This is a genomic window from Actinoalloteichus sp. GBA129-24, from assembly GCF_001941645.1.
GTDB classification, from domain to species: domain Bacteria; phylum Actinomycetota; class Actinomycetes; order Mycobacteriales; family Pseudonocardiaceae; genus Actinoalloteichus_A; species Actinoalloteichus_A fjordicus.
Map to the genome: position 1 here is coordinate 4,785,814 of NZ_CP016077.1, position 21,805 is coordinate 4,807,618.

20 protein-coding genes are annotated in these 21,805 nt (G+C 71.3%); 9 read left to right on the forward strand and 11 right to left on the reverse strand.

The genetic code is table 11. The features are described from left to right. Nucleotides 1–41 precede the first annotated feature (41 nt). Nucleotides 42–827, reverse strand: coding sequence for a TetR/AcrR family transcriptional regulator (locus UA75_RS33225; protein ID WP_157434322.1), 786 nt, complete (start codon nucleotides 825–827; stop codon nucleotides 42–44). 85 nt (nucleotides 828–912) lie between these two features. On the opposite strand from UA75_RS33225, the gene UA75_RS33230 reads away from it, so the two are divergent. Together UA75_RS33230 and UA75_RS33235 are read left to right on the forward strand one after the other, a co-directional pair. Further along, a complete protein-coding gene (locus UA75_RS33230) occupies nucleotides 913–1,059 on the forward strand; it encodes a hypothetical protein (RefSeq protein ID WP_157434323.1) in 147 nt (48 codons plus the stop codon). Continuing rightward, on the forward strand, nucleotides 1,056–1,844 hold the full coding sequence (locus UA75_RS33235) for an SDR family oxidoreductase (RefSeq protein WP_075741638.1): 789 nt from the start codon (nucleotides 1,056–1,058) through the stop codon (nucleotides 1,842–1,844). The genes UA75_RS33230 and UA75_RS33235 overlap by 4 nt, the downstream gene beginning before the upstream one ends. Before the next feature lie 653 nt (nucleotides 1,845–2,497). Here UA75_RS33235 and UA75_RS20500 read toward each other — a convergent pair. The 4 genes from UA75_RS20500 to UA75_RS20520 form a co-directional block, all read right to left on the reverse strand. Further along, the gene (locus UA75_RS20500; protein ID WP_198044188.1) at nucleotides 2,498–4,837 is read right to left on the reverse strand and encodes an acyltransferase family protein; all 2,340 of its coding nucleotides are present in this window, start codon (nucleotides 4,835–4,837) and stop codon (nucleotides 2,498–2,500) included. A 150-nt stretch (nucleotides 4,838–4,987) separates the two neighbouring features. Then, complete coding sequence (locus UA75_RS20505; protein ID WP_083683384.1) at nucleotides 4,988–5,797, reverse strand: hypothetical protein; 810 nt, start codon at nucleotides 5,795–5,797, stop codon at nucleotides 4,988–4,990. Between the two features lie 275 nt (nucleotides 5,798–6,072). Continuing rightward, on the reverse strand, nucleotides 6,073–6,504 hold the full coding sequence (locus tag UA75_RS20515) for a VOC family protein (protein WP_075741642.1): 432 nt from the start codon (nucleotides 6,502–6,504) through the stop codon (nucleotides 6,073–6,075). Between the two features lie 189 nt (nucleotides 6,505–6,693). Further along, complete coding sequence (locus tag UA75_RS20520) at nucleotides 6,694–7,500, reverse strand: FadR/GntR family transcriptional regulator (RefSeq protein WP_075741643.1); 807 nt, start codon at nucleotides 7,498–7,500, stop codon at nucleotides 6,694–6,696. Between the two features lie 343 nt (nucleotides 7,501–7,843). Between UA75_RS20520 and UA75_RS20525 the strand changes: the two genes are divergently transcribed. The 6 genes from UA75_RS20525 to UA75_RS20550 are packed head-to-tail and all read left to right on the forward strand — an operon-like array spanning nucleotide 7,844 to nucleotide 14,092. Beyond that, on the forward strand, nucleotides 7,844–9,220 hold the full coding sequence (locus tag UA75_RS20525; protein WP_075741644.1) for an MFS transporter: 1,377 nt from the start codon (nucleotides 7,844–7,846) through the stop codon (nucleotides 9,218–9,220). Nucleotides 9,221–9,280: 60 nt separating this feature from the next. After that, nucleotides 9,281–11,110: a dihydroxyacetone kinase family protein gene (locus UA75_RS20530; protein ID WP_075741645.1), complete on the forward strand. Its 1,830-nt coding sequence runs from the start codon at nucleotides 9,281–9,283 to the stop codon at nucleotides 11,108–11,110. A gap of 36 nt (nucleotides 11,111–11,146) precedes the next feature. Continuing rightward, nucleotides 11,147–11,635 (forward strand): ribose-5-phosphate isomerase, encoded by a 489-nt coding sequence (locus UA75_RS20535; protein WP_075741646.1) that lies wholly within the window; start codon nucleotides 11,147–11,149, stop codon nucleotides 11,633–11,635. Next, nucleotides 11,632–12,435 (forward strand): triose-phosphate isomerase family protein, encoded by an 804-nt coding sequence (locus UA75_RS20540; RefSeq protein WP_075741647.1) that lies wholly within the window; start codon nucleotides 11,632–11,634, stop codon nucleotides 12,433–12,435. The genes UA75_RS20535 and UA75_RS20540 overlap by 4 nt, the downstream gene beginning before the upstream one ends. Then, complete coding sequence (locus tag UA75_RS20545; RefSeq protein ID WP_075741648.1) at nucleotides 12,432–13,232, forward strand: sugar phosphate isomerase/epimerase family protein; 801 nt, start codon at nucleotides 12,432–12,434, stop codon at nucleotides 13,230–13,232. Before UA75_RS20540 ends, UA75_RS20545 begins: the two co-directional genes overlap by 4 nt. Beyond that, entirely contained in the window at nucleotides 13,229–14,092 is an 864-nt protein-coding gene (locus tag UA75_RS20550; protein ID WP_075741649.1) for a phosphogluconate dehydrogenase C-terminal domain-containing protein, read from the forward strand. The genes UA75_RS20545 and UA75_RS20550 overlap by 4 nt, the downstream gene beginning before the upstream one ends. A 545-nt stretch (nucleotides 14,093–14,637) precedes the next feature. On the opposite strand, the gene UA75_RS20555 is transcribed toward UA75_RS20550, so the two are convergent. Next, nucleotides 14,638–15,402, reverse strand: a complete 765-nt coding sequence (locus tag UA75_RS20555; RefSeq protein ID WP_075741650.1) for a hypothetical protein — start codon at nucleotides 15,400–15,402, stop codon at nucleotides 14,638–14,640. 267 nt (nucleotides 15,403–15,669) lie between these two features. On the opposite strand from UA75_RS20555, the gene UA75_RS20560 reads away from it, so the two are divergent. Then, entirely contained in the window at nucleotides 15,670–16,890 is a 1,221-nt protein-coding gene (locus UA75_RS20560; protein ID WP_075741651.1) for a lactonase family protein, read from the forward strand. A 133-nt stretch (nucleotides 16,891–17,023) separates the two neighbouring features. Here the strand turns inward: UA75_RS20560 and UA75_RS20565 are convergent, their stop codons facing one another. From UA75_RS20565 to UA75_RS20585, 5 genes are all read right to left on the reverse strand, one after another. Further along, the gene (locus UA75_RS20565; protein ID WP_075741652.1) at nucleotides 17,024–17,404 is read right to left on the reverse strand and encodes a RidA family protein; all 381 of its coding nucleotides are present in this window, start codon (nucleotides 17,402–17,404) and stop codon (nucleotides 17,024–17,026) included. Nucleotides 17,405–17,499: 95 nt separating this feature from the next. Further along, nucleotides 17,500–18,735, reverse strand: a complete 1,236-nt coding sequence (locus UA75_RS20570; protein ID WP_075741653.1) for an aminotransferase class V-fold PLP-dependent enzyme — start codon at nucleotides 18,733–18,735, stop codon at nucleotides 17,500–17,502. Continuing rightward, the gene (locus UA75_RS20575; RefSeq protein ID WP_075741654.1) at nucleotides 18,732–19,601 is read right to left on the reverse strand and encodes an acetylxylan esterase; all 870 of its coding nucleotides are present in this window, start codon (nucleotides 19,599–19,601) and stop codon (nucleotides 18,732–18,734) included. Before UA75_RS20575 ends, UA75_RS20570 begins: the two co-directional genes overlap by 4 nt. Beyond that, nucleotides 19,598–20,521, reverse strand: a complete 924-nt coding sequence (locus UA75_RS20580) for an acetylxylan esterase (RefSeq protein ID WP_198042794.1) — start codon at nucleotides 20,519–20,521, stop codon at nucleotides 19,598–19,600. The genes UA75_RS20575 and UA75_RS20580 overlap by 4 nt, the downstream gene beginning before the upstream one ends. Before the next feature lie 140 nt (nucleotides 20,522–20,661). Then, nucleotides 20,662–21,801, reverse strand: a complete 1,140-nt coding sequence (locus UA75_RS20585) for an ABC transporter ATP-binding protein (protein ID WP_075744017.1) — start codon at nucleotides 21,799–21,801, stop codon at nucleotides 20,662–20,664. Nucleotides 21,802–21,805: the final 4 nt, after the last annotated feature.

A 21,805-nucleotide genomic window follows, 5' to 3' on the forward strand; every position in this document is an offset into this window, starting at 1 on the left:
CTCCGAAATTGCTCCCCACCGGCAACGGATCTGCCGTGCGGTCAGATCACGGGATCGGGGCGGACCGCGCGACAGAACGAGTCCGCAAGCTCGGTCGCGGTGCGCAGCCGGGCAGCCTCATCGGGGCGCCCGCCTGCCGCAGCCTCGGCAAGCACCTGCACGGCGATCGGCCCGATGAATAAGACGATCGCCTGCCGCAACCGCATCGGCCGAATGGCGCCTGCCAGCCGATGCCCCGCGAGCCACCGGGCGAGGAGCAGGCTGACGGCGCGGACGCAGCCGGTGCGCACGTAGCGGGCCAGCCCGCTGTCCGGCCGGGCGAGCGCCTCGGTGAGCAGCGCCGGAATCACCGGCATTCCCAGCACCGCATCGACCACGGCCGAGTAGACGCGCAGAACGGCCCCGCCGAGGTCGGCAGGCGGTTCCACGAGTGCGACGGAGATCCCGGCGAGCGGGCTGTAGCGGGCGAACGTCTCGATGAGCACCGCGTCGCGTCCGCCGACCTGCACGTGAATGGACTGGACACTGCACTGTGCCCTGGCTGCCACATCGTCGAGCGTCACCGCGCCGACGCCCCGTTCACTGATCAGCACGGCGACGGCGTCCACGACGCGGTCGGCCACCGGAGGCCGCAGCACCGAGCGTGCCCCCAGTTCCATCAACGCGGCATCCAGTTCACGTCTACTGCCGATCCGGCGAAGCAGCGTCGACCTCGACACGCCGAGCAGCACGGCCAGTTCGGTCAGTCCGAGAGACGACAACGGACCTGCTCGCGCCACGTCGGCGCGACGCAGCAGCTCCACTGCGGTCCTGACGAGCTGGCTCATGCCGTGAGGGTAGGAGAACGCCGTCACGAAAGTAGGCGAACGGGGGAAGCCGAACGGCCGAACGGCCCACACCTCATCGTGCAGCATGCGCACGGCCGTCAGCCCGGTGGCCGGGGCGCGGCTGCTGCTGATCATCGCGCTGCGCATCGCCCCGAGACACGACAGACTGCGCTTCGCAGGCAGCCTGTCGCGGCGACGACGAGCGCATCCGAGAGACCAGGAGGAATCGTGAGCAGACCGACTCTGGTGACCGGCGGGACCGGCACACTGGGACGCGCCGTGGTGCGACGGCTGCAGGCCCGAGGCCACGCGGTGCGGGTGCTCAGCAGGCGACCGCAGTCCCCCGATCAGCCTGCCCACGACCGGGTGGTCGGGGATCTCGCGACCGGTAGTGGCATCGCCGAGGCCGTGGCGGGGGTCGACACGATCGTCCACTGTGCGACCACCTCGGGCCGAGGCGACGTACAGGCGACCCGGCGGCTGACCGAGATCGCGCGGGACTCCGAGCATCCCCCGCATCTGATCTACGTGTCCATCGTCGGCATCGAGACCGTGCCGCTGCCGTACTACCGGATCAAGCTGTCCTGCGAGGGCATCGTGGCAGGCGCGGGGGTGCCGTGGACGATCCTGCGGGCCACCCAGTTCCACGATCTGGTGGCCCGACTGGCCGCCGTGCAGGAACGGTCGCCGGTCGTCCTGGCTCCCGCCGACGTCGCATGTCAGCCGATCGACGTCCGCGACGTCGCACGCAGACTGGTCGAGCTGGTCGAGACCGGGCCCGCCGGGCGGGTGCCGGAACTGGGCGGTCCGGAGGTGCTCGGTCTGGCCGAGTTCGCTCGACGCACCCTGACCGCCGAGGGCAGGGCTGCCCGGGTGGTGACACTGCCGGTGCCCGGCGCGCTCGGGCGCAGCCTTCGCGCGGGCAGGCAGCTGACGCCGAGACATGCCGTCGGAGAGATCACCTTCGATCGATTCCTGGCCGACCGTACGGCCTCGACACGTGAGGGCCCTCGCTGACCGCGCCTCGGTCGGCGGCCATGGTCGGACCGCGGCCCCGCTCGGCAGGCCGGGTGCCTGCATCGGCGCGCTCGCGTTCCCCCCGCACGTCGGGTTCGCCCTGCGGCGGCCCAGACCGGGCGGCGGCCGAGGGCGCCATCGACCCAGCAGTCGGACCAGGCCGCGAATGATGCGCAGCGCCCGACTCGACGGCGTCGCCAGGCGGCGGCACTCGGCGGCGACGACCGCCGAGCCGTGGTCGGCGGGTCGGTTTCGGATCGCTCCGAGGCCGGGCGAACGGGAAGTCTGCGTCTGCGTGGTCATGTCGTAGATCCTGCGCCAGCGCTGATCATCGGCGGTAGTCACAACTGTCATGACTTCTTCTGACAACTGTCATGGATTTCGGATGACAAGTGTCACTGATCGCAGCCATGAGTCACGCCGACGAGGCGAGCGCCAGGCACGCGTCGCGAGCCGGTACCGGCGTACGCCGCGCCAACTCTCGGACGCGGCGCGCACGATCTCCTCAGAAGTGGCGATGCCGCCTGCCGGGCCCTCGACGGGCGGCCACCGCACGAGGTCTCCCGCGCGGACCGGGTGCGGTCGGCCGTACAGCGGCCGCCCGACGACGGAGGACGCCGAGGACGCGTATGCGCGGGACGAGGCGGGTGCGGTCAGCGCCGAGTGGGTCGTCCGGAGAAGCGGCGGGCCAGATTGTGGCTGGGTCGCTCCACGAAGCGGTAGCACAGCTCCACCGCCACCGCGGTGGCGGCGACGCCCGCGAGCAGGGTCACCCACAGCGGCGTCACGTCCACCAGTGCGCGCAGCACCGGGAACGCCACCACGGCGTGCATCAGGTACAGCGAGAAACTGCGTTCGGACAGCCAGGTCCACACCGCCCGCTGCCGGAGCCGATTCTCCATCCCCAGCCCGACCAGCATGATCAGCAGACCGAAGGCCAGCGGGGCTGGTCGCAACACGAAGTCGTCGGCGAGGTCGAGGTGCGAGGACCAGACGTAGAGCCCCCAGCAGATCGCCAGGAAGAACCCGGCGAGCCACCCGTGGATCTTCTTGTTCCACCCGGCCCAGATGGCCTGTCCCATGACCGGGATCAGCAGATACGGCAGCTCGGAGGCCACCACGCCGAAGGTGCCGCCGAAGTGGTTGCCGAGCAGGATCAGCACGAGCAGGATCTCGATCTCGACCGCGATGGCGACCCAGATCCAGCGACGCAGCAACGGGAGCATCGCCGCGAGGAGCAGGCAGAACAACAGCTCCACCGCCAACGTCCACCCCACTCCGACGAAGGCGCCGAGCGGCCGTTGGAAGAAGTTGATGAGGGTGATGTTGGTGAGGATGTTCCCCAGCGTCACGTCGGGCTCGCTGCGCAGGACCAGCGGATGCAGGCCGACCGCCACGGCCGCAGCGCCGATCAGCACCGCGACGATCAGCGGCGGATAGAGCCGCATCAGCCGGTTCAACGTGAACCGGCCGGTGCCCATCTTCAGTGCGATCGGCGTGATCACGAAGCCGCTGACCAGAAAGAACAGCGGGACCGCCGCAGCGCCGATCCCTTCCTCCCCCAGGTGCAGCGGCGGACCGATGAAGTAGTTGAACGCCGTGGTGAACCACGTCGGCCCGACCTCCTCCTGGAGAAAGAGGATGTCGACGTGTCCGTAGAACACCCAGAGGGCCGCTATGGCGCGGACGATGTCGATGAACACGATCCGGCGGGGACGCTTTGGTGCCGGGGGCGGTTCGGCGCCCTGCGCGGTGCCGGTCTCCGAGGGCTCTGGGACCGCCTTGAGCTGGACCGTCTCGTCGGCGGGCTCGGGCGGGGCGGGCTTGGGCGGGGCAGGCTTCGGCGGCGGCGCGGGCGGCGGATTCCTCGACTGCGGCGGCGCCTTCGGACCCCCGTTGATCTCCTGGGTCTGGTCGAACTGCACGGTCTCCTCGACCGGCGCAGGCCGGGGCGGCAGCGGTTGTCGGCCCGCGCCGGGCGACGACGGCGGCACCACGCCGGGCTCCCGCGCCAGGCCGGGTGATCGAGACTCGCCGAGGCTTCTGGACGTGTCGGGCGCGTTCGGAGTCCGGGCAGCGGCGGGATTCCGGGGCACGTCAGGACCTCGAGGCGGCCCCGGCGGCGGAGCCCCACCGGGCTGCCGTAACGCCTCGGTCTGCGGCGGGCCGGTCGCCGCCCGGGGGCCTGCGGGTGATCTGCTCGCGCCGGTTCGCGCGTCGCCCCCGCCCGGTGCCGGTCCTCGATCGGGAAGCAGGCCGTCCGGCCGAATCGTCTCGACCCGCTCCGGCCCGTCGCCACGACGGGAGGCGGCGCCGCCCGGCCCGGCCTCGGATTCGGCGGGCCAGGGCACCCCGTCGAACTCGCGCACCGCACCGAGTTCGCGAACCGCCGGAGGACGATGGGCGCCTTCGGGCACGGAGTCCGGTCGGCCCGGTTCGCGAGGCGCGGCCCGTCGCCGAGTCCTGGCAGGCGCGGCTCCGTCCGGTTCGCCCGGACCGCCTGCGGTCTCCCGTCGTCCCGACGACTCCGGCCCACGCGAGGCAGCCTCGCTCGGCCAGGCCTGCCGGTCGATCTCCCGCCGTCCGACCCGGCCGTTGCCACCGGAGTCCGGCGCCGGTGCCCGTCGTCGCCGTCCCCCCGTCTCGCCTGCCGAGACCGGATTCGGCAGTACGGCCCCGCCGGGCAGCAGCGGGTCGCCGGGCTCGACGAACCCGCCCGGCCCCGCCGAGCCTCCCGACGGACCCACGGGCTCGCCGGGCGGAACGAACTCGGCAGGCGCGACGAACCCGCCAGGTGCGACGACCTCACCGGGCGGAACGAACTCACCGGGCGGAACGAATCCGCGCGGGGCGGGCTGCCCGTCCCGACGGGGTCTGCCGCCCGATGCCGTCGAGGTGTCCGTTGCGCCTACGACGTCCGGTTCAGGCCCATCGGGTCGACCACGGTCCGCCGTCTGCCTGCGCGCCGATCCCGGCAGGGGTCTGTCAGCCATCTCAGCCATTTCGGTCTTCTCGGCGGGTGGGCCTGCACGAACGACCGTCACGGTAACCCATTTCGACCATTCCGTTACCCCGAACGTCCGACGCCGTCGGAGCCCGTACGGTGCGCGATCACCTCAGCCGCACGCGGGTTCGACGCTCGATCACAGCTCCACGTAGACGCGGCCTGTCTGGTCCGCCGGGTGCCCGTGGGAGGTGAGGAAGTAGTTCGGTCCTCGACGCCGCACCTCGGCCGGTGCCGGGAACCGCCCGGCCTGATCCGCCCGGACGAAGAAGGCGTTCACGCCGGCAAGCTCGCAGTGCACGAGGCGATATCCCTTGCGCTCGGCCAACTCCACAAGCGCCCCGAGCGAGGCGCCGAAGTAGTCCGTGCCGTCCCAGCCGGGTGCGTCGCGCGGCTGCACGAGCGCGCGATCCGGGTCGAGCGCGGAGTTGTACTCGATCACCACGACGCGCGGCCGATAGTCCGCCATGGCGTCCCACACCCAGTAGTCCCCACCGTCGATGTCGATCGACACGACGTCGGGTTCGGCCGGAACCTCGCCCTCGCGGAACAGCTCCTCGATCCGCTCCGGGGTGACCATGGCGTGCAGGGTTCGGACGCGGTCGTTCCAGCGGTATTTCTGGTGCAGGTGGTGATTGTGCGCCCCGTCGGCCTCCATGAACAGGCCGCGCCAGCCCAGGACGTCGGCGAGCGCGATGCAGTTGCCCTCGCGGCCGGTCTCGACCCCGAACTCGACGAAGAAGCCGTCGGTGACGCCGATGCGGCGCAGGATCTCCAGGATGACGCCGTCCTCGCCATTCTGGGAGAGCAGCTGGAACTCGTGTTCACTCAGGTCCGCCGAGCCCTCGACGACGCCGGGACCAGTGTCCAGCTCGCGAAGCCGTCTGCGGTACTCCGGCAGTGCCGCGTAGACCTGCGAGCGCCGAGCAAGATCGAACTCGGTCAACATCGAACGAAGATAGCAGCAACATGGTGGCCGGGAACCGAGTATGGACCACTACCCGCCTGCATCGCGCGGACGCGGGCGGGCGGGTCCCGGCTCTGCCGCAGCCGGGGCGAGGAGGCAGGACTCGTCGCCCGTCGCGTCGACGAGGCACATCGAACCGGCCCGACGGCTCGCCGGTCGGCGCACGTCTGATCCGAACAATCGCGCCACCGTGCCCGGACAGATCGGGGGCGACTTCACCTCGGTCTGAGGACCGGACGAGGACACGCTCGCGGCCCTCAGTCGAGACAGAACTCGTTGCCCTCGATGTCCTGCATCACGATGCAGGACTCGTTCTCGCCGTCGGCAAGCAGCGTGCGCACGTGTACCGCGCCGAGCGCGACCAGCCGGGCGCATTCGGCATCGAGGGTGGCGAGTCGCTCTGCACCCACGAGTCCGGCGCCTGCCCGCACATCGAGGTGCACCCGATTCTTGACAACTTTGCCTTCGGGAACGCGCTGGAAGTACAGCCTCGGCCCCACACCGGTGGGATCGATGCAGGCGAACGACGCGCCCTGCTGTTCCGGCGGCGACGAGCGGTCGAGATCGTCCCCGGCAGCAGGCTCCTCCGTCGGCGGTACGACGTACCCGAGCACGTCGCACCAGAAGCGAGCGAGGCGCTCGGCTTCTGCGCAGTCGAAGGTGACCTGGAACTGTCGGACCGCCGCCATCGGGCCATCCTAGGGACGCCTGCTGGTCACCGAGACCGATCCTCGGTGATCATCGGGGCAGGGGCTCCCGCGCGATGAGTCGGCGATGCACTCGACCCGGGTCGCATCCGGTCACGGCATGTCGCGGGATGCCGGGCGGCCGCCGACGGAACGGGACTCCGCGTGGCTCACCGGGATGGAAGGCCCGTCCTAGCCCGGCTGATCTCCGGTCGCCGCAGCGCCTCCGGCGCCGACTCCGGGGGCCGTGCCTGCGGGCGTGATGGCGTTCGCGACGCGGCGACCCGCCGTCCGCATGTGCTCCCCCATCGCCGCCGCTGCGCCGTCGGGGTCGCGGGCGGCCATCGCCGCGAAGACCCGCTCGTGCTCGGCGACGGCGAGGCGAGCGTGCCGCCCGTCCCGCAGCGCCCGTTCGACCCACACCCGCAGCAGCGACCGGGTGCTCTGGAGCAGCTCCTGCAACACCAGGTTGCCCGCCGCCTCGGCGATCTCCAGGTGGAAGAGCATGTCGGCCTCGACGAAGGCCTTGAGGTCGCCATCATCGTCCTGGTTGTCGCGCATCACCGTCAGCCTGCCACGCAGCCGTCCGACGCCCGCGTCGTCGATCCGTTCCGCCGCCAGGCGGGCGCAGTAGACCTCCAGGCCGTGCCGCACCTCGATCAGCTCACGGGTGCGCGGTTCGCCGAGCATCAGGCCCCAGCTCAGCGTGCGCGGCAGCAGTTCGGACACACTGCCCCGCAGGTAGGTGCCCGACCCGGGGCGGACGATCACGATCCCGAGGATCTCCAGGGCGGCCAGTGCCTCGCGGACGGCGGAGCGCCCCACCCCGAGCGAGGTGGCCAGCGAGCGTTCCGGGGGCAGTCGCGTCCCCGGCTCGATCTGGCCGCTGGTGAAGAAGTCGAGCAGCCGCTTGGCGACCTCGGAGACGACCGATCCCGTGGGCATGGCGCCGAGCGTGGTGCTCAGGTGCGCGGCGGAATCGTCAGGGTACGAGGGCACGAGCAACGATGCTACCAAGATCGATCCGCTCGGCTGCGCCTCCGTGGACTCCGTGGGCGGCGACGGCGCGCAGACACCGCACCCGTCGAGAAAAATTGGTCAACCGGTTGACAGGTTGACCGGAGCGCTCCAATACTGGCTCCCAGCACGCCCCGAACCGTCTCCCCCGGCCGCAGGCACGGGTGAACGGGAGCACGGCGGCACGCGAGAGCAGACAGCGTTGTCGGAACTCACGCGCGCTTCCTCCTCGCCCGAGGCATCTCGTCGCCGGGCCCGATCTCGATCGGGTTCGCCTCGGGACTCACCCGGCGAGAAGCGCGCAAAAGGAGTCAGTGTGGACACCATGAGCACCGCGCGTCACGGCGAGAGCGACGTGGCGAGATCGGCGATCCGCAAGGTCGCCGTTCGACTTGTTCCGTTCGTCGCCCTGATGTTCTTCATCAACTACCTGGATCGCACGGCGATCGGGTTCGCGGCGCCGAACGGCATGAATGACGATCTCGCCCTCTCGGCGGCTCAGTTCGGCTTCGCCTCCGGCGTGTTCTTCATCGGCTACATCATCTTGGAAGTGCCGAGCAATCTCGCCCTGCACCGCTTCGGCGCCCGCCGATGGCTCGCCAGGATCATGGTCACCTGGGGCATCGTCGCGCTGCTCTTCACCTGGGTGCAGAACTTCACCCAGCTCGCCGTGCTCCGGTTCCTGCTCGGCGTCGCCGAGGCAGGCTTCTTCCCCGGCGCGATCCTGTTCCTCAGCCTCTGGGTCCCCGCCCGCTATCGCAGCCGCATCCTGGCGCTGTTCTACCTGGCCCAGCCGCTGACCACGGTCATCGGCGCCCCGCTCGCCGGCCTGCTGATCCAGCAGGACGGGACGTTCTTCGGCCTCGAGGGCTGGCGTTTCATGTTCTTCGCCGTCGCCCTGCCCGCGATCATCGTCGGCGTCATCGCCTGGTTCTACCTGGCCGACCGCCCCGCCGACGCGAAGTGGCTCACCAAGGCGGAACAGACCTGGCTGACCAGGGAGCTGGAGGCCGAGCACAAGAGCAAGGCGCCCTCCGACGGCAGGCATCCCGGCATGCGGTCCGTGTTCGGCAACGGCCGGGTCTGGCTGCTCTCCCTGATCTACTTCGGCTTCATCTACGGCCTCTACACGCTGGCCTTCTTCCTGCCCGCGATCATCGCCGAGTTCGAGGCGCGGTTCGGAACGACGTTCAACGTCCTGCAGGAAGGCCTGATCACGGCGATCCCGTACCTGCCTGCCGCGATCGTCCTCTACCTGTGGTCGAGGGACGCGACCCGACGCGGCCTGCGGACCTGGCACATCGCGGTGCCCGCCTTCGCAGGCGCGGTCAGCATCCCGCTCGCGTTGTTCGCGGGCTCCCCGGTGCTGACGATCGCGATCATCACGGTCACCGCCTGCGCGATCTTCGCGGCACTGCCCAACTTCTGGACGCTGCCGACCCGGTTCCTGACCGGGGTGGCCGCAGCCGCAGGCATCGCGCTGATCAACACAATGGGCAACCTCGCAGGCTTCGCCGCGCCCTACATCACCGGAGCGCTCTTCGACTGGACCGGCGGCTACGTCCTGCCGATGTTCGTCGTCGGCGGATTCATGCTCCTCTCCGGCGTCCTGATGGTGGTCCTGGCCCGTCGAGGCCAGATCGACGAGCCCCCGAGCGTCGCCGCGTCGTCGCACGCGGACGGGCCGACGGCCGACCGGTAGCCGCGCGACCGCCCATCCGACGTCTCGCCGTCCCGACGCCGCCGTCAGGAGATCATCGTCATGACCCGTCTCTTCAACGACCCGACCGACTTCGCCGAGGAACTCGTCGACGGCCTGGTCGCGGCGCACCAGAACCGAATCCGCCGCGTACCCGGCGGCGTGGTGCGCGCTGACCGCGCGGCGCCGGGCACGGTGGCCGTCGTCATCGGCGGCGGCTCCGGGCACCATCCCGCGTTCGGCGGGCTGGTCGGCGCCGGGCTCGCCCACGGCGCGGCGATGGGCGATCTCTTCGCCTCGCCGTCCGCACGCCAGATCCGGTCGGTCGCCGAGGCCGTCGACTCCGGCGGCGGCGTGCTGCTCTCCTACGGCAACTACGCGGGCGACGTCCTGCATTTCGGCCTGGCTCAGGAGCAGCTCCGCGCCGCAGGCATCCCGTGTCGCTCGGTGGCCGTGACCGACGACGTCGCCAGCGCCGACGAGGCGCGGCGAGCCGATCGGCGCGGCATCGCAGGTGACCTGGTGGTGTTCAAGGCGGCATCGGCCGCCGCCGAGGCGGGCTACGACCTCGACGAGGTCGCCCGCGTCGCCGCCCACGCCAACGACCGCACCCGCTCCTTCGGCGTGGCCTTCACCGGCTGCACCCTGCCCGGCGCCGCCGAGCCGCTGTTCACCGTTCCGCCCGGCCGGATGGCGGTGGGGATGGGCATCCACGGGGAGCCGGGCATCGGCGAACAGGACGTCCCGACGGCGGACGAGTTGGCCGAGCTCTTCGTCACCACCCTGCTCGCGGAGATCCCCGCCGACGTCACCGAGACCGGTGATCGACGGGCGGCGGTCCTGCTCAACGGCCTGGGCTCGGTCAAGTACGAGGAGCTGTTCGTCGTGTATCGGCGGGTGGCCGCGCTGCTGGCCGAGGCCGGGGTGGAGATCATCGAACCCGAAGTCGGCGAGCTGGTGACCAGCTTCGACATGGCCGGGGTCTCCCTCACGCTGACCTGGTTGGACGACGAGCTGGCGCGTTTCTGGCAGGCACCCGCCGACGCGCCCGCCTATCGCAAGGGCGGCGCGACGCAGGCGGGCGGGACGGCGCCGACCGGCCCGGCCGCCGGGACGGCGGTGCACGTCACCGGCTCGGCCGCGCAGGCGGGGACGACCGACTCCGCAGGCTCGGCCGGAACCACGCCGGGCGAGCAGGTCGGGGCCACGGCCGCCGAGCAGGCAGGCTCCTCGGTGCCCGCCACCGAGGAGTCGCGCGCCGCCGCCGTCCGGGTGCTCGCCGCGCTCACCGCCGTCCGCGACGCGATCGAGGACGCCGCCGAGGAGCTGGGGCGGATCGACGCGGTGGCGGGCGACGGCGATCACGGCATCGGGATGACCCGAGGAGCGCGAGCCTGCGTCGACGCCGCCGAGGCCGCCGTCGACTCTGGCGCAGGCGCGGGCACCACGCTGGGTCGGGGGGCCGAGGCCTGGGCGGACCGTGCGGGCGGCACCTCCGGCGCCCTGTGGGGGGCGGCCCTGACGGCGCTCGGCGCCGCACTCGGCGACCAGTCCCGGCCCGACGGACCCGCCGTCGTCACCGGGGTGACGGCAGCCGAGACGGCCGTACGCCGGTTGGGCGGCGCCGAGGTCGGCGACAAGACCATGATCGACGTCCTCACGCCCTTCGCCTCGGCCCTGAGCAGCCAGATCACCGCCGGAATTGCAATGCCGGACGCCTGGGGAAGCGCGGCCGTCATCGCAGACCAGGCCGCCGCCGACACCTCGGCTCTGCTCCCCAGACGGGGCCGTGCCCGGCCGCTGGCCGAGAAGAGCCTCGGGACGCCCGACGCGGGAGCGGTGTCGCTCGCACTGATCGTCCGGGCGGTGCACGGCGTGCTGACCGACCGCTGACCCCCACACCGTCTCATCGCGAAGGAGGAAACGATCATGACCGACAGGCTCCGCATCATCGTGGGATCGGACGACGCGGGTTTCGAGTACAAGGAGGCCCTGAAGCAGGATCTCGCGGCCAGCGATCTCGTCGAGTCCGTCCAGGACGTCGGCGTGGACGCCGAGAGCCGGACGGCGTATCCGCATGTCGCCGTCGCGGCAGCGGAACTCGTCGCGTCCGGGGCGGCGGATCGGGCGCTGCTGATCTGCGGCACCGGTCTCGGTGTCGCCATCGCCGCGAACAAGGTCTCCGGCATTCGCGCGGTCACCGCTCATGACAGCTTCTCGGTCGAGCGGTCGGTGCTCAGCAACAACGCCCAGGTGTTGACCTTCGGGCAGCGCGTGATCGGCCTGGAACTCGCACGCAGGCTGGCCAGGGAGTGGCTGACCTACCGCTTCGACGAGGACTCCGCCTCGGCGGCGAAGGTCCGGCTGATCTCCGACTACGACCAGGGCGGGTCGGCCGCCGGGAGCCGGGCGTCATGACCACGGCGGACGAGGCCGCACCGCTGACCATCGGCATCAGCCTCAAGATGTACTTCGGCCACCGGCACACGCTGGCCTGGAGTCGCGAGGTCGTGGCGATCGCCCGCCGTCATCGTGCGGTGCGGGACGGGCTCGCGACCCTGGTGCTGCTGCCCTCGTTCCCCGCTCTGACGTCGGTGCTGGACGAGTGCCGGGACTCCGGCGTCCAGGTCGGCGCCCAGGACCTGTCCTGGGCTGATGCGGGTGCCTTCACCGGCGAGGTCAGCGGGACGCAGCTGCGCGAGATCGGCTGCACCCATGCCGAGGTCGGCCATGCCGAACGACGCAGACTGCTCGGCGAGGACGAGGAGATGATCGCCGCCAAGACCGCCGCGGCACTGCACAACGGGCTCGTGCCGCTGCTGTGTGTCGGGGAGGCCGAGCGAGGCTCGGCGCGGGTCGCGGCGTCGACCTCGGTGGCGCAGGTGGAGTCGGCGTTGAGTGCGGCCCGCCGCGCCGAGATCCTCGGCCCGATCACGGTGGCCTACGAGCCGCAGTGGGCGATCAGCGCCGCCGAGCCCGCCGACCCCGCGCACGTCCGAGAGGTCGGCACGGCCCTGCGCCGCCAGCTGGCCGCCGACCCGATGCTGACCGGGAGCCGGGTCGTCTACGGCGGCAGCGCGGGCCCCGGTCTGCTGACCGAGCTGGCCGACGGGGTGGACGGGCTGTTCCTCGGACGGTTCGCGCACGACCCGGCGGCGGTGGAGTCGATCCTCGACGAGGCGGCGGCGCTGGGAGCCGGGCGGGGGGTGCGGGCATGACGATCGGCCTGAGCACCTACGCGTTCTTCTGGCGGCTGTCCGATCGGATGCCGCGACCGCTGTCGTTGACCGAGGCGCTGGCGGAAACCCGCGCGCTCGGCGTCTCGCTCTTCCAGATCTGCGACCATCCGGAGCTGGAGCGGATGTCGACGGCCGAGCTGCGCGAACTGCGGACGGCGGCCGACGGGCTGGGGCTGACGCTCGAACTCGGCACCAGGGGTCTGCATCCGGATCACCTCCGCCGATACCTGGAGATCGCCCGCATCCTCGGCGTCCGGCTGCTGCGCTCGATGATGAACTCCGGCGAGGACCGACCGTCCCTCGAGACGGCGGAGGACCGGCTGCGCACGGTCCTGCCCGAGTTCGCGGCGCAGGGCGTGACGCTGGCGTTGGAGACCTACGAGCAGGTGCCCACCGCCACCCTGCTGCGGCTGATCGAGCGCATCGACAGTCCGAACCTCGGCGTCTGCCTCGATCCCGCCAATGTCGTCGCCGCCCTCGAACACCCGGTGAGCGTCGTCGAGACCACCGCGTCCCGCGTGGTCAACGTGCACGTCAAGGACTTCGCCTTCAGCAGGCAGGACGGCTGGGTCGGCTTCACGCTCGCAGGCGCCCCGCTCGGCACCGGCCTCTTGGACTACGACCACCTGATCAGGACGGTCGACCCGGAGGCACGGGGCGTCAACCAGGTGATCGAGCACTGGCTGCCCTGGCAGGGCGACCCGGCGACGACCCGACTGCTGGAAGAGCAGTGGACCAGACACAACATCGAGTTCCTCAAGGAGCGGACATCATGACGGCAGCACCAGCAGGACCCTTGACCATCGCCGTCATCGGCGCGGGCGGCAAGATGGGGATGCGCGTCTCGGACAATCTCGTCAGGACCGATCACCTCGTCCGCTACTGCGAGACCTCGGAGGCGGGCAGGCAGCGCGTGCAGCAGGCGGGCCGGGAGGTCACCGACGCGGTGACCGCCGTCCCGGACGCCGACGTGGTGATCCTCGCGGTACCCGACATCGCGCTGGGTCCGGTGTCGGCGGACCTGGTTCCGCAGCTCAAGGCGGGCGCAGTGGTGCTCACCCTCGACCCGGCTGCCGCCTACGCCGGGCTGCTGACCAAGCGGTCGGACCTGGAGTACGTCGTCGCCCACCCGTGCCATCCCTCGGTGTTCCTGGAGCGCACGACGCCCGAGGAGTACGCGGACACCTTCGGCGGCATCGCGGCCCCGCAGGACGTGGTGGCGGCCATCGAGTCCGGCGACGAGGCCAAGCGGGCGCTCGCCGAGTCGGTCGTGCGAGTGATGTACGCCCCGGTGCTGGACGTGCACTGGGTGACGGTCAAGCAGCTCGCCTACCTGGAGCCGACGCTGGTCGAGACGGTGGCGTGCATGGTGGGCGACCTCCTCAACGAGGCGCTCAAGGAGACCGTGCACACCGTCGGGGTCCCGGAGGCCGCCGCCCGCGCGATGCTGCTCGGGCACACCCAGGTCGCGCTGGCCAACACGCTCAAGGGCGACAACCCGTTCTCCGACGCGTGTCTCATCGCGATGGACTACGGACGCGAGACGATCATCAAGGACGACTGGAAGAAGATCTTCAACGACGAGCAGCTCGACACCGTGATCGCCAGGATGCTGCATCTGAACGACAAGGGCTGATCGTCGGATGTGCAGGCGCCCGGCGGGCCGAGCGGTCTGCCGGGCGGCTGGCGTGTTCGGATCGTCGGCGACCCGCGTGGTGCGCGCGTCGACGTCCTGCGGTGTCGCCGATCTGTTGAGCAGCGGCGGGATCACGGTCACCGCTCGGCTGGTCCGCGAACCCGACGAACGGTGGGATCGGGTGCCGCAGGCGTATCTGCCGGCGACGAAACCGGACGGCCGTGATCGACCGTTTCGCGCCCGTCCGTTCGCGACCGGGATCTGGGCCGGGCACCGGGCACCGGGCACCGGGCACCGGGCACCGATCGGAATATGCAGGCAGCCGGGAAGGCCGCCGTGGTCGGAAAACGGCCTGGAGACGGCAGCGGCGCTGCGGCAAGAACGGCGCTGCGCTGAGAAAGGGCAGTGCCCGAGAACGACAAGTGCCTGCGAGCGGCAGTACCCGCCACCGCGACGCCGATCGGCGAACAGCAGGGCACGAGCCCCCGCAGCGCCCGGCCCCGTGACCCGGAGCCGGGCGCAGGTACGGCCTCAGGCTGCCGGCTTCACAGCCGATCGAGGACCCAGGTCGCGAGTTCCTCGGTGATCACGCAGTGCGGGGTGTTCATGCTCGAGTAGACGAAGTCGTCGAACGCGCTCTGCTCCCCGGGGAGACCGGAGACGTCGACGAACAGATCACCGGCGCCGTCGAGGTCCCCGAAGCCGAGAGCGCTCAGGGTGGGCACGAAGTTGACCGAGCGGTGGAAGACCTCCGCTGCGCCGTATCGGTTGAGGACGTCGGCGAGGATGCCGAAGGACTCCAGGGTGCCGCCGGGTGCGCCGTCGATGGCGGGGAGGTCGCTGGTGACGATGTCCTTCGGCTTGCCGAGCGCCGCACGCAGCTCCGCTACGAGGACGTCGCTGCCTTCCGCCTGGGTCAGGAGATTCGTGCCCTTGAACAGCGGACCGGTGACCTTCAGCGCCACCTCGCCCGGCGGGACCCCGTTGCCTGCGCCGTTGCCCGCGCCGTTGGCGACGACGAGCTTGCGGGGGCGGGCGGGCCAGGCACCGAGGCGATTCAGATCAGCGAGGAGTTCCCTCCGGAGGGCGCCTGTGGCGGGCACCTCGTCTTCCGAGCCGATGTGGCGCCACAACAGCTGCCGGGCGGCCGGACTGTTGATCTGGTCGGCGAAGGCCGGGCTGCGGTAGTGCGCGAAGGCCTGGAGGGCGATCGGGATGGCGGCACCACCGTGCGGGCCGTCATAGGAGAGATAAGTGGCGGTCTGATGGTCCAGCCGCATGTGATGGCGTTCGCAGGTCGAGCTGCTCACGCCGCGGTCGTCTCCACTGTGGACCGCCGTTCTCCCGGGACGTCGACTGCGCGGGAAGCAGCTGCCCACAAAGGATTCCTCGGCCACGGGTGCGGCACCGAGACACCGCGCGAGGACGCGACCGGCAGCGGGGTCCGGCACCCCGACCGTCCGAGCGGACCGAGCCCGATGCCGAGGATTACCCCGATATGGTCTATACCACTGCGGTCTCCGCTGGACACACTGACCGGGCACTGACAACGACGACGATGGCGGTGGATCACGATCATGCGAGACAGCGACACGACGCGACGCCGGTTTCTCGCGGCGCTGGGCATCACCGGGACCACGGCGGTGCTGGCCGCCGCGACGGGGGCGGGTGCCGCTGCCGCGACGACCGCAGGCGGCGGGCACCCCGCGGGCGGCCCGGGCGGCGCGGCGTCCGCGGCCGCAGCGTCCGCAGGCGCGACGGGCAGGCAGCCGCAGCCGGTGTACCTGGGCAGCTTCGGGTGGACCGATCCGCCGGGGCGCGGCCTCGACGTCGCGAGCCGGGACTCCGACGGGCGGATCACGCTGGTCGGGACCGTGGCGGACGTGCCGGACGCCTCCTCGCTGGCGTTCTCGGCCGACCGCCGGTTCCTCTACACCGTCAACGAACTCATCCCCACCGGTCGGGTCACCGCACTGAGCCTGGCCGACCCGTTCTCGCCCACGATCGTCAACAGCAGATCCACGCTAGGCGCCGGACCCACGCACCTGAGCGTGCATCCCGGCGGGCGCTTCCTGCTCACGGCGAACTACACGGCGGGTTCCGTCGTGGTGCATCCGCTGGCCGAGGACGGGTCGATCGGCGAGGCCACCGATCTGGCCCAGCACGTCGGCGCCGAGCGGGACCCGCACGCCCACCAGGTTCTCGTCGACCCGTCCGGCGAGCATGTGATCGCGGTGGACCTCGGGGCGGACTCCGTGTACGTGTACTCACTGGACCTTCAGGCAGGCACCCTCGCCGAGGAGCAGCAGCTCGTCCTCGCCTCGGGCAGCGGGCCGCGTCACCTCGCCTTCCACCCCGACGGCGGACACGCCTACGTCCTCGCCGAGCTGGCCTCCACGATCACCGTCCTCGACTGGGATGCGACCACGGGGCGCTTCACCGAGGGGCCGACGCTCAGCAGCCGCGCGGCGGACGCGACCGGCGAGAACTTCCCGGCCGAGATCGCCGTCTCCGCCGACGGCCGCTTCGTCTACGCCTCCAACCGAGGGGACGACGACATCGCGATCTTCGCGGTGGCCGAGGACGGTGCGTCGCTGCGGCTGCTCGAGACCGTCGCCACGGGCGGCGCCTGGCCCCGACATTTCGCGCTGGACCCCGGAGAAGACGGGCTCTTCGTGGCGAACCAGAACTCCGGCACCCTCACCCGGCTACCGCGCGATGCGGCGACGGGGCTCCTGTCGCCCGCCGAGACGGTCGTCGAGGTGCCGGGCGTCTGTGTGGTGGCCTTCCTCGGCTGATCCCGCATGCCGGCCGATCGTCTGTGGGGCGAACGGAGGGCCGTCCGCGTTCGGACGCCGCTCCGTTCGCTCCCCGCGCGAGGTCGCCTGCCGAGGTATCCAGACGAGGTCGGCGACGGCCGGAGGCTGCGAGTCAGCTCCGGCGCACCGCCACGGCGTCGATCTCGACCAGGATTCCCGCCAGCGTGCTGCCCACCGTGGTCCGCACCGGATGCGGTGCGGTGAAGCGCCGCCCGTAGACGAGGTCGTACGCGGCGAAGTCGCGGTCCAGGTGTTGCAGGTGGACGGTCGTCTTCACCACGTCGGACAGGCCGAGGCCCACGGCGGCCAGCGCCCGCTCGACGTTGTCGATCACCTGCTCGGTCTGGGCCTCGACGCCGTCGGGGATCTCCCCGGTGGCGGGGTCCTGTGGGCCGAAGCCCGCCGTGAAGACGAGCGTCCCGGTGTCGATCACGTGGCTGTAGGCCCCGGCGGGCTTGGGCAGGTCGGGACTGGTGATGGCGGTCCAGGTCATGCAGGCACTCCACTCTCTCGATGGTCGGTTCTTCGGCGCGGTCATCGGGCAGTTCAGCAGGCGACGCCCCGGATGTCGACCTGTTCCCGAGCTGCCTATCGACCGGGGCTCGGCGACCGAGTCCGGCGATCCCCCGCCGCGAGCACCTCCCGCACCGCGTCGAGCACCAGCCGGTCCTCCCCCGGTTCCAGGGTCTGCGGATTCAGCGCGACGGCCTCGCCCGCCACGCCGACGGCGATGTGCGGATCGCGATCCCAGAGCGCGTCGACGAGCGAGTCCCTGGTCCAGCCCGATGCCGGTTCCAGCCAGAGCAGGGCCCGGCCGTGCGGCTGGCCCGCCTCGCTGGGATAGCCCCGCACCACCCGCACACCCGTGATCCCGGCCAGACCGTCGATCCAGCGCCGCACCGACTCCTCATACGCCGCCAGCAGCGCCGTCTCGTCCTGGGCCAGCGTCCACTCCAGGGCGGCGAGCACCCCGAGCAGCTCCTCCTTGCCGACCTTCATGCCCCGGCCGAACGCGTGGTGCGGACTGCCGTGCAGGCGAGCCCCCTCGACGATCTCGCGGCGCCCCAGCACCAGGCCCGCCGACTGCGGGCCGCGCAGTCCCTTGCCGCCGCTGAGGATCACCGCGTCGGCACCGAGTTCCGTCGTGTAGTGCCACAGCGAGGCGACCGGCGGAAGCTGGGCCGCCGCGTCCACGATCACCGGCACCCCCGCCGCCTGCGCCGAGGCGATGACCTCGGCGAGCGGCGGGGCGCCCGAGGCGTAGTGCTCGCCCGCGAACCACAGCAGGCAGGCGGTGTCCGGCCCGAGCGCCCGCCGGAGCGAGCCCGAATCCGCGCCGAACTCGACGACCGCCACGCCGAGCTGCCGGACGGCGTAGTCGTACGGGTTGCGCTGACTCGCACAGATCGCGACCCGTAGGCGCCGCCCGCCGACGGGCGGGAACGACTCGCGGGCCGTCGGCTCCGGCCCGGTCACGCAGCCCGCGACGCTCAGGGTCAGGCCCGAGGCGGCGCCGGAGGTGACGTAGGCCGCCTCGTTCCCGGTGAGCATCGCCAGCCGCTCACCCACGCTGCGCTGCAATTCCGTCAGGTCGACGAACTGTCGAGACGCCAGGGCCATCGCGTCGATCACCGGCGGCGCCAGTAGCGAGCCGCCGAGCCGGGTGAGGGTGGCCGCGGCATTGATCACCGGCCGCAGCCCGAGTGCCCGGTAGACCGAGGCGGCCTGCCCCGGCGAGTCGACACCGGTGCAGGCCGGGGCATCGACCGCCGGGAGCCCGCCCGGCCCGGCGCCGCCCGGCACGCTGCCCGCTCGCCCGCTCACGGCAGCTCCGAGACGAAGCGGGCCAGCGTCTCGACCCCCAGCCGCTCGGCCAGCCAGCCGTCCATCGCGACCGCGTCGGCAGCGTCCTCATCGGTGAGTCGGTAGGTCTCCACGTCAGGCCCGAGTGCCCGCACCAGCTCCGCCGTCCAGGGTGCCGCGCCGCTGGGCACGCTCAGCAGCGTCGCCGCCCGGACGGACTCGGCGTGCCGGGCGGGATCGAACAACGCCAGCGTCCTGGTCACCAGCGGCTCATCCTGCGGACGGAGGCGGAGCAGGTCGTTGAGCTCCTCCAACGGGTATTCGCCGGTGGTGTGCCGCCGGGCCTGCGCATCGTGCAGCAGGGCGCCGGTGACCCGCGCGGCGGTGAAGACCGGCCTGCGTGCGGCGGTGGTGAGCACCAGGTCGTCCCCGGTGATGCCGATGCGCGCCGGATCGACCTCCGGCCGGGCGGCGAGCACCTCGGCGGCCCGCAGGCAGTCGGCCAGGATCGCGCGGTAGACGAACGTGATCGGGTCCTCGATGCCGAGGGTGAACAGCCCCGGATACCGGGCGCGGAAGGGACTGTCGGCCCGGCGCTGTCCCCGATGCATGGGGGTGAGCACCACATAGCGCAGTCGGTCGTTGTAGTGCGGGGCGTGGTTGACGCTGCCATGACGCGGCAGTTCCAGCAGGCCCGGGAACGGGCCCGGTCCCGTCGGCACGCTGAGGTAGCCGAAGAGCCGATGGGAGTCCAGGCTGCTGAACCGGATCTCGTATCCGGTGAAGTGCTCGGTGGACCTCGCCGGGACCGGGTCGAGCACTGGTCGGGCGGGGAAGCCCGCGAGGTCGGCGTCCAGTTGCGTCCAGAAGGTGTCGAACTCGCTCACGCGTGGGCTCCGTCCCTCGTGCCTGCCGGATTCAGGTGTCCGTCGAGGAACCTCTCCACCTCGGGGATCACCCAGCGCAGTCCCGCGTCGTGTCCGCAGCGCGGGAAGGTGTGCAGCTCCTTGACGCCGCCGAGGGCGCGGTAGACCGCGAAGCCGGTCTCCGGCGGGCAGACGTCGTCTTCCAGCCCCAGATACACCAGCGAGGGCGCCTGCACGGCGGGGGCGAAGTTCATTCCGTCGTAGTAGGCCACCGTCTCGGTGACGGCGTCCGTCAGGTCGGGGTGGACGCGCAGGAACTCGGTGATCTCCTCGTAGGGATAGGAGTGCGTCAACCGGGTGGCGTCCATGATCCCGCAGAGGTAGGGAGCACCGGCGGCGAAGGCCTTGACGACTCCCGGCCGCAGTGCGGCGGCGATGATGCCGAGGCCGCCGCCCTGGCTGGACCCCCAGATGCCGATGCGCTCGGTGTCCACCTGCGGAAGCGCGGCGACCACGTCGAGGGCTCGCACCACGTCGAGGTAGAAGCCCCGGTAGGCGTAGGCGAATCGATCGGTGATGTCGGCGGTCAGCAGTCCCGGATAGCCGGGATTGACGACCTCGTTCGACCGCAGCTTGCCTCGGGGCGCCAGGCCGAGGGTGAGGTAGCCGCGTTCGGACCACGACTTGAGGATCGAGGGCTCGGAGATGTAGCCGGGAATGTGCACGACGGCGGGCAGCGGGCCGGTTCGGGCCGCGTCGACGGGCATGGTGCACCAGGCCGCGACGCGCACGTCCTGGAAGCCGGTGTAGTGCAGTTCGTAGACGTCGACGCGGTCGGTGGAGCGCTCCGGCAGGTGCGTCAAGGCCGGTCGGGCCGGGACGTCGTCGAGCAGGCGCAGCGTCTCGGTCCAGAAGTCCTCGAAGTCGGCGGGGCGTGGCACGTCGACACTCGCCGCCTCGAGACCTCTCGATCGGCTGTTCCCAGTCATGGTCAGGATCGCCTTCCTGTAGTCGGTCCGCACGCGTGGCGGTCGGTTCGCGGATCGGCCGCCTCGTGGGGTCGAGCGGTTCGTGGGGTCGATCAGCAGGCGGGGATCGGCGCCGACACGTGCGGTGCGTACAGCGAGGTGCCGGTGTCGGCTGCGAAGAAGTGCGCCCGCTCGGACCGCAGGACCACCGAGACGGCGTTGTCGATGCCGACGCGGAACGGCGCGGGCACCCGGGCCTTGAGCAGCTCACCGCCGAGATCGACGGTGACCAGCACGTCGGCGCCCAACGGCTCGGCGACGAACACCGTGCCGCGCAGGCCCGCATCCTCCGGTTCGTTCTCGGCGGCCGAGGCGGGGCGAAGCAGCACGTCCTCCGGCCGGATGCCCAGCACCACCCGACCGGCGGGGAAGTCCGACGCGGCCCGCGCCGCCTCCTCGGTGAGGACGACGGCCGCTCCGGCGCTGTGGAAGACCCGGTGCCCGTCGACGTCGCGCAGCTCGCCGGTGACGAAGTTCATCGGCGGCGAGCCCATGAAGGAGGCGACGAACATGTTCGCCGGCCGGCCGTAGATGTCCTCCGGCGGGGCGCACTGCTGGAGCACCCCGCCCTTCATCACGGCGATCCGGTCCGACATCGTCATCGCCTCGACCTGGTCGTGGGTGACGTAGATGAAGGTGCGCGAGAGATCGGCGTGCAGGCGCTTCAACTCGACGCGCATGTCGCCCCGCAGTTGCGCGTCCAGATTGGACAGCGGCTCGTCGAGGAGATAGGCGCCCGCGTCGCGGACGATGGCCCGGCCCAGCGCGACCCGTTGTCGTTGACCGCCGGACAACTCCCTCGGCTTGCGGCCGAGCAGCTCGGAGATGCCCAGCGAGGCGGCGGTGCGGGCGACCCGTTCGCCGATCTCGGCCCTGGGCACCCGCATCATCTGCAGGGCGAAGCCGATGTTCTGCTCGACGGTCTTGTGCGGATAGAGCGCGTAGCTCTGGAAGACCATCGAGACGTCCCGTTTGTTGGCGGGCAGGTAGCCCACCGGCTCGTCGTCGAAGTAGACCTCGCCCGCGCCGACCTTCTCCAGGCCGCAGATCATCCGCAGCGTGGTGGACTTGCCGCAGCCCGACGGGCCGACCAGGGTCAGGAACTCCCGATCCTCGATCGTCAGGTCGAGGTCGTCGACGACGACGTTGTCGCCGAAGGCCTTGTGCAGGCTCTCCAATCGGACCTGAGCCATCTCT